This is a genomic window from Streptomyces sp. NPDC002130 (assembly GCF_040296465.1).
Lineage (GTDB): Bacteria > Actinomycetota > Actinomycetes > Streptomycetales > Streptomycetaceae > Streptomyces.
Genome location: NZ_JBEOXI010000097.1, coordinates 17008 through 28277 on the forward strand (window position 1 = coordinate 17008; position 11270 = coordinate 28277).

Here is an 11270-nt window from a genome sequence, read left to right on the forward strand (position 1 = left end):
CGGCGGCCCGAACCCTACGGGGCCGTCAGCCGCGCGAAGCGCCCTCGGTGGAACAGGAGCGGCCCGTCCGGGCCGTCGGAAGCGCCGAGGGCGTTGACCCGGCCGACCACGATGAGGTGGTCGCCGCCCGGGTGGACGGCGTGGATCGTGCAGTCGATCCACGCCACCGTGCCCATCAGGCGGGGCGAGCCGGACGCCGGGGCCGCGTCGTACGCCACCCCCGCGAACTTGTCCGCGCCGCTCACCGCGAAGGAGCGGCACAACTCGCCCTGTTCGGACCCCAGGACGTTCACGCAGAACACCCCCGCGCGGGCGATCCGCGGCCAGGTCGTCGACGTACGGCCGACCATGAAGGCGACGAGGGGCGGGTCGAGGGAGAGGGAGGTGAAGGACTGGCATGCGAAGCCGGCCGGGGGTTCGCCCGCGATGGCAGAGGGTGCCGTGACGACGGCCACGCCCGACGCGAAGTTCCCCAGGACCCTGCGGAACTCCCGTGGGTCGAGCGGGGCCCGCTCGTCGTCGCCGACACACCGCAGTTCGGGCCGCGGCAGCGCCTCGACGGGCTCCGGGGCGGCTGCGCGGACCGACCTGAGGTAGCGGACGGCGGCTTCCGCCATCCCTGCTTGTCCCATCACACCGGTCATTGAAGCTGACGCATCGTCAGATGGGAAGGGTCAGCGTCCTCCGAACTCCGCGCCCCGCCGTTCCACGAAGCTGCGCACGCCCTCCCGCGCGTCCGCCGTCGTCATGTTGATCTCCTGCGCGGCGGCCTCGGCGGCGAAGGCGGCGGCGCGGTCGGTGTCGAGGGAGGCGTTGACGAGCTGCTTGGTCAGGGCGAGGGCGCGGGTCGGGCCGGCGGCGAGGCGCTCGGCCCAGGCACGCGACGTCTTCTGAAGCTCCTCGTCGGGCACGACCCGGTTGACGAGCCCGAGGCGTTCGGCGTCCGGCGCGGTGAGCGCGTCGCCGAAGAACATCAGCTCCTTCGCCCGCTGCGGGCCGACGAGCCGCGGCAGGAGATAGGCGCCGCCGCCGTCGGGGACCAGTCCGCGGCGCACGAACACCTCGACGAAACGGGCGGATTCGGCCGCGAGGACCAGATCGCAGGCGAACGCGAGGTGCGCGCCGAGGCCGGCCGCCGTGCCGTTCACCGCCGCGATGACCGGCTTCTCGCAGTCGAGCACGGCGGCGATCAGACGCTGGGCACCGGTGCGCAGCGTGCGTGCGACATCGCCCGCGAGGCGTTCGCCTTGCGTGCCGGCGCCCCGCAGGTCCGCTCCGGAGCAGAAGCCGCGGCCCGCCCCCGTGACCACGACAGCCCGTACCTCGGGCGTCGCCGAGGCCTCCGCCAGCAGCCGGATGATGTCCTCGCGCTGCCCGGGCGTGAGGGCGTTGAGGCTCTCGGGCCGGTTGAGGGTGAGGGAGAGGACGTGGTCGCCGGTCGAGTGCACCAGCGCGGGTTCGGTCATCAGCGGCACACCGCCAGCGCGTCCAGCGCCACGGCACCCTGCCCCTGCGGCAGGACCATCAGCGGGTTGATCTCCAGTTCCGCCAGCCGGTCGCCCAGTTCCAGGGCCATGCGCTGCACCCGCAGGACCACCTCGACCAGGGCGTCCAGATCCGCCGGCGGCCGCCCCCGGACCCCGTCCAGCAGGGCCCGCCCGCGCAGCCCGGCGAGCATGTCCCGCGCCTGCTCCTCCCCGAAGGGCGGCACCCCCACGGCGGTGTCGCGCAGCACCTCGACGAGCACACCGCCGAGCCCGACGGTAACAGTGGGGCCGAACAGGTCGTCGTGGGCGACGCCGACGACCATCTCCACGCCCTGCTCGACCATCTGGCAGACCAGGACGCCGTCCAGGGCGACGTCCTCGTAGCGGGCGATGTCGGTCAGCTCCCGGTAGGCGTCGCGGACCTGGCTGGCCGAGGTCAGCCCGATCTTCACCAGGCCCAGCTCCGTCTTGTGGGCGATCCGGGCACCGGAGGCCTTCATCACCACCGGGTAGCCCACGAGCCCGGCCGCGCGGACGGCCGCAGCCGCACTGGTCACCAGCTGCTCGCGCGGTACGCGGATGCCGTACGCCCGCAGCAGCTGCTTCGCCGCGTGCTCGCTCAGCTGCCGGCCCGGCTGCATCAGGGCCTGCGCCTTGCGGTAGGACGGCGAGAGGCTGCGCGGGGCCTCGTCGAAGGGGGAGCGGTAGGCGGCCGTGAAGCGGTGGTGGGCCAGGTAGGCCCGGACCGCGGTGAGGCAGTTGCCGACCGTGCGGAAGGTGGCCACGCGGGAGGAGCCGAGCAGGACCTCGCGGTAGGCGGGCTCGGTGCCGACCGGCGACCCCCACACCACGCACACCAGCTTGTCGGTCTGTTCGGCCGCGTCCACCAGGTCCCGGACGAGCCGGTCGCTGAGCGGCGGGAACGGCCCGGTGACCGGGCAGATCAGCACCCCCACGCCGGGATCGTCGAGGATCGCGTCGATGATCTTCCGCCCGCGTTCGTCCCCGACCGGGTGGCCGCCGTTGTCGACCGGGTTGGCGACGGACAGGTACTCGGGGATCCACTGGTGCAGCTCGGCCTGCTTGGCCTCGGACAGCACCGGCAGGCTCAGGCCCGCCTCGGTCGCCAGGTCGGCGACATGCGCTCCCGTGCCGCCCGAGATGGAGTAGACGACGACCCCGTCGGCGCGCGGCGGCCGGGCCCGGGCCAGGAGGGCGGCCGTGTCCTGGAGTTCGTCGAGCCCGTCCACGCGGATCACGCCGTACTGGCGCAGCGCCGCGTCCACCACCGCGTCCGCGCCGGTCAGTTTGCCGGTGTGGGAGGCGGCCGTGCGGGCGCCGGTCTCGGTACGGCCCACCTTGACGGCGACGACCGGGACTCCGCGCCGGGCGGCCCGGTCGGCGGCGAGCAGGAAGGAGCGGCCGTCCTTCAGCCCTTCGAGATAGCAGGCGATGGCGCCGATCTCGGGCTGCTCGGCGAACCAGGAGAGGAAGTCGGCGCTGTCCAGGTCGGCCTCGTTGCCGGTGGGGGCCCAGTGGGAGAGGCGGATGCCGAGCTCTTGCAGGGCGAAGACGGGGCGGCCCTGGTGGCCGGACTGGGTGATCAGTGCGATCGCCGGCCCCGGAAGGTCGTCGCGGAACCGCTCGAAGGCGTTGAGGTTGGTGTTGGGACCCAGCAGCCGCAGCCCGGACTGTTCGACGGCGGCGGCCAGTCGCCGCTGGGCGGCCTCGCCCTCCGGCCCGGTCTCCGCGAACCCGGACGCGAACACGACCGCGAACCGGGCCTTGGCCTCGGCCAGTTCCTCGATCACCGGCAGGGGATCGCCGACCAGCACCACGGCAAGATCGACCTGCTCGGGCAGATCGGCGACGGAAGGCGAGCAGGGGATGCCGAAGACGGACGGCCGCCTGGGATGCACCGGGTACAGCCGGGCACCGACCCGCTCCGCCCAGTCGGCCAGCTGCCGCGTGATGCCGGTGTTCGGGCGGCCCTCGGTGTCCGAGGCGCCGATCACGGCGACGGACCGGGGGCGGAAGAAACGGTCCAGGTCGGGAGCGTCGGCGTGCAGCGGCCGACCGCTGACGTCGAGGTCGCCCGCCTGGGCCGGCCTGCCGTGCACGACGGGCCCGGACCGCTCGCCACAGGCGATGGCCCGGGTCCGGCGGGAGTCGGTGGTGAGGGTGCCGTGGGTCGATCCAAGCATCGTTTCCGCCCGCTCCTGTGAGACAGCCGCTAACTGACGCCCTGTCAGATTACTGAACTGATGCGACGTCAGGAACGGGGTGGGCGGGCAAAGTTGCCGAAGCCGTCGACCTGGGGCCCCGGGTCTCTCAGCCCGGCAGGCGGGACACGCTCCCCGAGCCGTTCCGCTCGACCGCCTTGGCGATCTTCACCGCGTCCAGCGCCAGCTCGCGGAGGTTCCCGCTGATCGGGTTGGTGAAGCCGGTGAAGTACAGGCCGGGGGCGGTCTTCGGGGTGCGGGCGCCGTGGGCGACGGGCCTGCCGCGGTCGTCGAGGACGTCGAGGTGGCCGACCAGGCCCTCCAGGGCGCGGACGTAGCCGGTGGCGGCGACCACCACGTCCGGGGAGATCCGGCTGCCGTCGGCCAAGGCGATCTTGTCGCCGTCCTCGAAGCCCTCCACGGCGGCCACGATCTCCACCCTGCCCTTGCGCACCGCGTCGATCAGGCCGACGTCCTGCACCGGGATCGCCCCCTGCTTCACCCGTGTGTACAGCCCGGTGTCGGGGCGCGGCAGCCCGTGGGCCGACAGGTCGGGCAGCGCCACCCTGGCCTGCACCCGGGAGATCCGGTCGACCAGGCCGACCGGCAGCCGGCGGACGAGGACGCCGCTGTACTGGGCGGCCCAGCCGGCGGTCGAACGGCGCACGATGTGGGGGACCGTGCGCACGGCGAGCCGGACCCGGGAGGCGCCGTTCTCCACCAGGTCGACGGCGATCTCGGCGCCGGTGTTGCCGACCCCGACGACGAGGACGTCGCGGCCCGCGTAGGGCTTGCCGCTGCGGTACTCGCCGGCGTGCAGGAACTCGCCGGTGAAGGCGGAGCGGCCGGGCCAGTCCGGCACGCGCGGGGTGTGGTTGTAACCGGTGGCGACGACCACCGCCGCGCCGGTCAGCTCACGGCCGCCGGTGGCGTGCAGCAGCCAGCCCGTGCCGTCGGGGGAGCGCTCGACGCGGGAGACCTCGACGCCGGTGACGATCTCCAGACGGTGGTGCTCGGCGTACTTCTCCAGGTACCGCACCACGTCGTCCCGGGACACCCAGCGTCCGAACCGGCGCGGCATCGGCAGTCCGGGCAGGGCCGAGAGGCGGCGGGTGGTGTGCAGGTGCAGCCGGTCGTAGTGGCGGCGCCAGGACGCCCCGACATGGTCGGACTTCTCCAGCACGACGGCCCGTACGCCCCGGGCGCGCAGCGCGTACGCCACGGAGAGCCCGCCGGGGCCGCCGCCGATGACGTAGACGGGGCGGTCGGGTGGGGGCTGTGCGGAGGGGTGTGTGGGGGGTGTGGAGTCGGCCATGAGCGCGAGCGTAATCACGGGACCGGTTGATGGGTCTCGGTCAAGACCGGAATTGGTTTCGGATTGATCACGGCTGTAGGGGGAGGGGGTGGGGCTCGTGGTGCGGCGGGCCTGGTTGTGGCGGGGTGGTGATCGTTGCTGCCGGGTGCCGGGTGCCGGGTGCCGGGTGCCGGGTGCCGGGTGCCGGGGGGTGCGCCGACGGGGCAGGGCGGGGTCTTGGGCGGGGGCCCCGCTGGTCGGGGGTGTGCGCCGCCTTCGGGGTGGAGTCCTGCCGGCCGGGCCGGGGTGCTGCGGAAGGCCTTGCGCATCGGTAGAACTGACGTACCGTCAGATTGCATGGACGCGATCTGGCTCACCGGAGCGGAATGGCTGGCCGTGCTGCGGATCGGGCTCGGGCTGTGGTGGCTGGAGAGCTGGCGGCACAAGGACCGGGGGGCCTGGTTCGAGCGGGGGACCGGCATCACATGGGCCGCCGGCATAGCCGCCGAGCACCGCTGGAGCGCCGTCCGTTCGGGATTCGAGGCGGTCGTCGCCCCGCACCCGCGCGTGATGGCGTACGTCGTCGTCTACGCGGAACTCGCGCTCGGACTGGGCCTGATCAGCGGCTTCCTCACCCCGGTCGCCCTGGTCGGCGGGTTCCTCCTCAACGCGCTGTATTTCACGCTCATGGTCCACGACGTCGCCGAGCAGGGGCAGAACTCGATGATGGCGCTGATGTCGGTGGTCGGGCTGTTCGGGATGTCCTGGCAGACGTGGTCGCTGGACAGCGCGCTGGGGCTGTTCTGATGACCGGCCGCTTCGACCTGCCCGAGCCCGACGCCTTCACGCGGACGTACTGGGACGCTGCCGCCGAGGGCAGGCTGCTGATCCGCCGCTGCGGGGCCTGCGGCCGGGCCCACCACTACCCGCGCGAGTTCTGCCCCCACTGCTGGAGCGAGGACGTGACGTGGGAGACGGCGAGCGGCCGCGCCGCGCTCTACACCTGGTCCGTAGTCCACCGCAACGACCTGCCCCCGTTCCCGGACCGCGTCCCGTACGTCGCCGCCGTGGTCGAACTCGCCGAGGGGCCACGGATGATGACGGAGATCGTCGGGGCGGGGGGCCACCGGGCCGGTGAGGAGCCGGAACTGTCGAGCGGCGCGGAACTGGAAGTGGTGTTCCGGGAGGGGATCCCGGTGTTCCGGCCGGTGCCGAGGGACTGAACGGCCGGTGTTCGAGGGGCCCGGCGTCCCGGAACCCGGGCCCATGGGGGCAACCGCGTTCTTCCCGTCACGGCATCCCGGATCGCGCCCCACGGGATTCAATGGGACCCATGGCCCCCATACGCGACCACTCCCTCACCGGCCCCCACCCGGATCTGCACGGCCACGGCCTTTCCCTGCGTCCCTGGGACGCGGGGGCGGGTGCCGATGTCGACACCTGGTTGCGAGGGCTGCGTGATCCGGAGTTCCGGCGCTGGAACACCCCGCTGCGGCCGGTCACCGACCGGGCGAGTGCGCGGGAGTCGCTGCTCGCGCGGGCGCAGAGTGCCCTGGAGGGGACGTCGGTGTCGTTCCGTGTCGCGGACGCGCGCAGCGACACCCCCCTGGGGCACATCGGCGTCAACGAGATCAAGTACCACCTGAAGGTCGCCCGGGTCGGCTACTGGGTGCTCCCCGAGGCCCGCGGCCAGGGCGTCGCCACCCGTGCCCTCCTGCTTGCCGCACGCTGGGCCCTCACGGAACTGGGTCTGCACCGGCTGGAGTTGGACCACGCGGTCGGCCATGACGCCTCGTGCCGGATTGCCGAGAGATGCGGGTTCCCGTACGAGGGCACCCTGCGCGGCGCGATCTTCGAGGAGGAGCGGTACGACGCGTTCCGGGACGCCCATCTGCACGCACGCCTGGCCACGGACCCGGAGCCCGCGCATCCCTGAGGGGGCGGGACAGTCGATGTGACGGGCGTCACTTCGGATGGGCGATCAGTTCCTCCCACCCCGGCGGTCATACCCGGCGACCGCAGCACGACCGCAACGCAGAGAGGGAACCGGCCGTCATGACCGCACCCGTGAAGGGCCCCGCCAGTTACTTCCCGTCCATCGAGAAGAAGTACGGCCGGCCGATCGCCGACTGGCAGGAGCTGATCCGCACCTCGCCGCTGACCCGCCACATGGAGCTCGTCGACTGGCTCAAGACCGAACACGGCGTGGGTCACGGCCACGCCAACGCGCTGGTGGCGTACACACTGGCCGAGAACAGCGGCGCGTGAGCCCACGGGCCTGCCGAAAAATCATGGGTGCACGTCAGGGGGCGGGCGGCACCATGAACCATGGAAACCGACACGAACACCCCAACCGGCACCGACAGTTGGCGCCTCACCCCTGACCTCGACGACTTCCTCGCCCGCGCGGGCACCTTCCTCCACTCCCGGCCGGCGCTGCACACCGTGCCGTTGACGGTCACGGAGACACTGCGGACGCGCGGCCGGAGCGTGTACGGAGAGGGGCCACCGGAGTTCGGCGTGCTGGAACGGGACGGCAAGGTCCGAGCGACCTTCTTCCGCACCCCGCCGCACTGGCTGAACCTCACGGCCCTCACCCCCGAGGACGCCGACACCCTCGCCGCGCGTCTGGCCGCCCTCGGCCGGCGCCTGCCGGGGGTGAACGCGGACGGCGACACCGCGGCCGCCTTCGCCTCCGCCTGGCAGCGGCACACGGACGCCCCGGCCACCCTGCGCCAGCGCCAGCGGCTCTACCGGCTCGGCACCCTGACCGCACCCGGACCCGTACCGTCCGGCCGCCCCAGGGTCGCCGTCGAGTCCGACCGCGAGCGACTCCGGCGCTGGCACGACGAGTTCAGTGAATCCGTCGGCCTGGGCACCGTCCGCGACTCCGCGGAGTGGGCGGACGCCCGCATCGACAGCGGCACCATCACCTTCTGGGAGACCCCCGACGGCACTCCCGTCGCCATGGTCGGCACAAGCCCCCGGGTCGCCGGTCAGGTCCGCGTCACCACGGTCTACACCCCGCCCCACCTCCGCGGCCGCGGCTACGCCGGCGCGGCGACGGCCGAGGTCAGCCGCACCGCCCTGGCCGCCGGGGCGGACGAGGTCCTCCTCTTCACGGACCTGTCCAACCCGACCAGCAACGGCCTCTACCAACGCATCGGCTACCGCCCGGTGGCGGACTTCGCGGTGTACGACTTCACGTAGCCCCGGTCACGCCTGGGGCGCGGCCCGGGGCACCACCTGGATGTTGAACGTGTGGGATCCCAGGCCGGTCGCGATGCCCATGAACAGCAGGGCGAAGTGTTCCTGGCCGCGGGCCGTGGTGATGCCTCCGATGTCCAGCTGGGACGAAGGGGGCCAGCCCAGGTCGGTGAGCAGCCGACCGGTGGTCCGTTTGGCGTCGGGGTCGTCGCCGGAGAGGAAGACGGTGCTCGGGCCCGCCAGGCCGCCCGGCGCCGTCATCGCGGTCGAGTCCATGGTGCACAGCGTCTTGACGACGGGAGTCCGCGGGAAGGCCTCCTGGATCTGTTCGGCCAGGCTGCTGTTGGGATGCGAGAGCTCGGTGAAGTCGTCGGAGAGGCCGACCCCGACGTCGATCAGCAGCGTGCCGGCCAGGGCGGGTGCCCCGATGGAGTGGAGCAGGTCCAGGGAGACGTTCCCCGGGGTGGCGTTGACCAGGGCCTCCGCGTGGGCCGCTGTCTCGTCCAGGCCCGCCACGGGCAGGCCCAGGTCCGTTCGTTCCCCGGGCTTGCGCGAACCGAGGAGTACGTCGTGTCCGGCCGCGCTCCAGCCGTGGGCCAGGGCGCGGGCGACGTTACCGGTGCCCAGAAGTCCTATACGCATGGTGCGACGCTAACCGGCGCCGCAGTCCCGAGAATCGGTCCGCGGGACCAACCCGGCCGGCACCTACGCCCTAGTCCCCAAGACGCCCTCCCGCGGGGCCTGTTGCGGCTGCCCTCACGGCCACAGCAGCTCCCGTGACCACCCCTCCCCGCCGCGCTCCCCTTCCCGTCGGTAGCGGAGCCGGACGTGCCGCCGTCGCTCGTCGCCCTGGAAGAACTCCACCTCCTCGGCCCGCAGCCGGTACAGCGTCCAGGACGGGACCGGTGCCTCCGGCTCCCGCGACGCCCGTTCCCATGCCGACTCCGAGGCCCGGGCCAGATCGTCCAGGGAGTGCAGGACCTCGCTCTGCCGGCCGGTCAGCGCCGCCGCCAGCGCGCCCGTCGACCGCGCGTGCAGGTCGCCCTGGGCTTCCTCGGACGGGGCCGCCGTCACCGGGCCACGCACCCGGACCTGCCGGCCCAGCACCGGCCAGTAGAAGCCGAGCGCGGCGTACGGGCGGGCGGCGAGGTGCCGGCCCTTGCGGCTGCCGGTGTGGGACGCGAAGGACCAGCCGTCGGCGTCCGCGCCGTGCAGCATCACGGTCCGCACGTCGGGCAGGCCCGACTCGTCCGACGTGGCGAGCGACATGGTGTGCGGCTCGGTCTGGCCGGCCGCCACCGCCGCCGCGAACCACTCCGTGAACAGGGGCAGGGGAGTGGCCGGTGCGCCGCCCGGCTCGAAGGAGGGCAGGTCCGTGACCTCCGGGTCCCAGACCCGCAGTGACCTCAGCAGCTCGTGAAGATCGGTTGCCATGCCTCGATTGTCTGTCACCGGTCCCCCGCGAGGGCCGGCCCGTGCACGCCGAGTGGGACATGCAGCCCCCTCACCCCCGCCCCTTCACCCCGCCCCCAGCACCACCGTCCCCGACGAACAGAACCAGCCCCCCGTCCCCGAGGCCACCGCCAGCCGCGGCAGCGCACCGTCACCCCGCCGCACCTGCCGCTCCCCGCACTCCCCGCGCAGCTGCCGCACCGCCTCCACCAGCAGGAACAGCCCCCGCATCCCGGGATGCTGCGCCGACAGCCCGCCCCCGTCGGTGTTCACCGGCAGCTCACCGCCCTCTACCCGCAGCCGCCCCTTCTCCACGAACGCCCCGCCCTCGCCCTTGCCGCAGAAACCGAGGTCCTCCAGCGTCACCAGCGTCATGTAGGTGAACGCGTCGTAGAGCTCGGCGAAGTCGATCTCCGACGGCCGCACCCCCGCCCGCTCGAACGCCAGCCTCCCGCTCACAGCCGCCGGCGACACCGTGAAGTCCGGCCACTCGGACATCGCCGCGTGCGAGACGGACTCCCCGCTCCCCAGCACCCACACCGGCGCCGTACGGCAGTCCCGTACGCACTCCCGCGCCACCAGCAGCACCGCCGCCCCGCCGTCGGAACGGACGCAGCAGTGCAGCTTGGTGAAGGGATCGGCGATCATGGGCCCGGCCAGGACCTCCTCGACCGTGATCGGGGTGCGGAACATCGCCTCCGGGTTGAGGGCCGCGTTGGCCCGGGCCTGCACCGCCACCTCCGCCAGCTGCTCGATCGTCGTGCCGTACTCGATCATGTGCCGGCGGGCCGCCATGGCGTACTTGGCGATCAGGGTGTGGCCGTAGGGCACCTCGAACTGCGCGGGGCCGCGCGTGCCGAAGGACAGGGTGCCGGTGCGGCGGCCGGCCCGGACGTCCGCGCGGGCCGTCGAGCCGTAGACGAGCAGCACCGCGCGGGCGTGCCCGGCCGCGATCGCGTCCGCCGCGTGGGCGGCCATGACCTCCCAGGTGGAGCCGCCCACGGAGGTGGAGTCGACCCAGGTGGGGCGCAGGCCCAGATACTCGGCGACCTCCACGGGCGCCAGCGTGCCGAGGCCGGCCGAGGCGAAGCCGTCGACCAGCGACCGGTCCAGGCCCGCGTCGGCCAGGGCGCGCCGGGCCGCCTGGGCGTGCAGGGCGTATGGGGTCGCGTCGTCCACACGGCCGCAGTCCGACAGGGCCACGCCGACGACGGCCACTTTCCTCCGGGCCACCATAAATCTGACGGTACATCAGATAAGGGCGGGCGCGGCAGGGCTCTGGGCTTCCCTGTTCCATCGACCTAATATGACGCACCGTCAGATATGGAGAGGGGTTTGCCCCATGGACGCCCGCTTCACCGAGGAACAGGAAGAGATCCGCCGCACCCTGCGCGAACTGCTCGGCAAGCGGTGCGGCCCGGAGGAGCTGCGGGCCGCCGTCGACACCCCGGCCGGGCACGACCCCGCCCTGTGGACCCTGCTCGCCGGACAACTCGGCCTGCCCGCACTGGCCCTCCCCGAGACCTACGGCGGTGCCGGCTGCACCGTGACCGAACTGGCCCTGGCCTGCGAGGAGACGGGCCGGGCCCTGGCCCCCACCCCGCTGCC

Annotated in this window: 13 protein-coding genes; 6 read left to right on the forward strand and 7 right to left on the reverse strand. The window is 73.1% G+C overall.

The annotated features are described in order from the left end of the window. Positions 1–14 precede the first annotated feature (14 nt). The 4 genes from ABT116_RS19790 to ABT116_RS19805 form a co-directional block, all read right to left on the reverse strand. Positions 15–617 (reverse strand): flavin reductase family protein, encoded by a 603-nt coding sequence (locus tag ABT116_RS19790; RefSeq protein ID WP_502983901.1) that lies wholly within the window; start codon positions 615–617, stop codon positions 15–17. 57 nt (positions 618–674) lie between these two features. Next, on the reverse strand, positions 675–1466 hold the full coding sequence (locus ABT116_RS19795) for an enoyl-CoA hydratase/isomerase family protein (protein WP_351635288.1): 792 nt from the start codon (positions 1464–1466) through the stop codon (positions 675–677). Further along, positions 1466–3691, reverse strand: a complete 2226-nt coding sequence (locus tag ABT116_RS19800; protein WP_351635291.1) for an acetate--CoA ligase family protein — start codon at positions 3689–3691, stop codon at positions 1466–1468. Before ABT116_RS19800 ends, ABT116_RS19795 begins: the two co-directional genes overlap by 1 nt. A 127-nt stretch (positions 3692–3818) precedes the next feature. Continuing rightward, positions 3819–5024 carry a flavin-containing monooxygenase gene (locus tag ABT116_RS19805; RefSeq protein ID WP_351635294.1) on the reverse strand — a complete coding sequence of 402 codons (1206 nt, stop codon included), beginning with the start codon at positions 5022–5024 and terminating at the stop codon, positions 3819–3821. A 336-nt stretch (positions 5025–5360) separates the two neighbouring features. On the opposite strand from ABT116_RS19805, the gene ABT116_RS19810 reads away from it, so the two are divergent. From ABT116_RS19810 to ABT116_RS19830, 5 genes are all read left to right on the forward strand, one after another. Further along, positions 5361–5810: a DoxX family protein gene (locus ABT116_RS19810; protein WP_351635297.1), complete on the forward strand. Its 450-nt coding sequence runs from the start codon at positions 5361–5363 to the stop codon at positions 5808–5810. Then, positions 5810–6226 (forward strand): Zn-ribbon domain-containing OB-fold protein, encoded by a 417-nt coding sequence (locus ABT116_RS19815; RefSeq protein ID WP_351635300.1) that lies wholly within the window; start codon positions 5810–5812, stop codon positions 6224–6226. Before ABT116_RS19810 ends, ABT116_RS19815 begins: the two co-directional genes overlap by 1 nt. Positions 6227–6336: 110 nt before the next feature. Further along, positions 6337–6939 (forward strand): GNAT family N-acetyltransferase, encoded by a 603-nt coding sequence (locus tag ABT116_RS19820; RefSeq protein ID WP_351635303.1) that lies wholly within the window; start codon positions 6337–6339, stop codon positions 6937–6939. 119 nt (positions 6940–7058) lie between these two features. After that, positions 7059–7271 carry a DUF4287 domain-containing protein gene (locus tag ABT116_RS19825; RefSeq protein ID WP_351635306.1) on the forward strand — a complete coding sequence of 71 codons (213 nt, stop codon included), beginning with the start codon at positions 7059–7061 and terminating at the stop codon, positions 7269–7271. Between the two features lie 60 nt (positions 7272–7331). After that, entirely contained in the window at positions 7332–8213 is an 882-nt protein-coding gene (locus tag ABT116_RS19830) for a GNAT family N-acetyltransferase (protein ID WP_351635309.1), read from the forward strand. A gap of 6 nt (positions 8214–8219) precedes the next feature. Here ABT116_RS19830 and ABT116_RS19835 read toward each other — a convergent pair whose 3' ends face one another. From ABT116_RS19835 to ABT116_RS19845, 3 genes are all read right to left on the reverse strand, one after another. Beyond that, entirely contained in the window at positions 8220–8852 is a 633-nt protein-coding gene (locus ABT116_RS19835; protein WP_351635312.1) for an NADPH-dependent F420 reductase, read from the reverse strand. 114 nt (positions 8853–8966) lie between these two features. Then, positions 8967–9644 (reverse strand): pyridoxine/pyridoxamine 5'-phosphate oxidase, encoded by a 678-nt coding sequence (locus ABT116_RS19840; RefSeq protein WP_351635315.1) that lies wholly within the window; start codon positions 9642–9644, stop codon positions 8967–8969. Positions 9645–9728: 84 nt separating this feature from the next. Then, positions 9729–10898, reverse strand: a complete 1170-nt coding sequence (locus tag ABT116_RS19845; protein WP_351635318.1) for a thiolase C-terminal domain-containing protein — start codon at positions 10896–10898, stop codon at positions 9729–9731. 106 nt (positions 10899–11004) lie between these two features. Here ABT116_RS19845 and ABT116_RS19850 point away from each other — a divergent pair. After that, positions 11005–11270 (forward strand): acyl-CoA dehydrogenase family protein (locus tag ABT116_RS19850; RefSeq protein WP_351635320.1); only part of this gene is annotated, 266 nt, incomplete at its 3' end.

Coding starts and splice junctions, on each gene's coding strand:
- ABT116_RS19815 (WP_351635300.1), top strand. CDS start 5,810: ATGACCGGCCGCTTCGACCTGCCCGAGCCCGACGCCTTCACGCGGACG.
- ABT116_RS19835 (WP_351635312.1), bottom strand. CDS start 8,852: ATGCGTATAGGACTTCTGGGCACCGGTAACGTCGCCCGCGCCCTGGCC.
- ABT116_RS19830 (WP_351635309.1), top strand. CDS start 7,332: ATGGAAACCGACACGAACACCCCAACCGGCACCGACAGTTGGCGCCTC.
- ABT116_RS19820 (WP_351635303.1), top strand. CDS start 6,337: ATGGCCCCCATACGCGACCACTCCCTCACCGGCCCCCACCCGGATCTG.
- ABT116_RS19845 (WP_351635318.1), bottom strand. CDS start 10,898: ATGGTGGCCCGGAGGAAAGTGGCCGTCGTCGGCGTGGCCCTGTCGGAC.
- ABT116_RS19800 (WP_351635291.1), bottom strand. CDS start 3,691: ATGCTTGGATCGACCCACGGCACCCTCACCACCGACTCCCGCCGGACC.
- ABT116_RS19790 (WP_502983901.1), bottom strand. CDS start 617: ATGGCGGAAGCCGCCGTCCGCTACCTCAGGTCGGTCCGCGCAGCCGCC.
- ABT116_RS19810 (WP_351635297.1), top strand. CDS start 5,361: ATGGACGCGATCTGGCTCACCGGAGCGGAATGGCTGGCCGTGCTGCGG.
- ABT116_RS19805 (WP_351635294.1), bottom strand. CDS start 5,024: ATGGCCGACTCCACACCCCCCACACACCCCTCCGCACAGCCCCCACCC.
- ABT116_RS19825 (WP_351635306.1), top strand. CDS start 7,059: ATGACCGCACCCGTGAAGGGCCCCGCCAGTTACTTCCCGTCCATCGAG.
- ABT116_RS19840 (WP_351635315.1), bottom strand. CDS start 9,644: ATGGCAACCGATCTTCACGAGCTGCTGAGGTCACTGCGGGTCTGGGAC.
- ABT116_RS19795 (WP_351635288.1), bottom strand. CDS start 1,466: ATGACCGAACCCGCGCTGGTGCACTCGACCGGCGACCACGTCCTCTCC.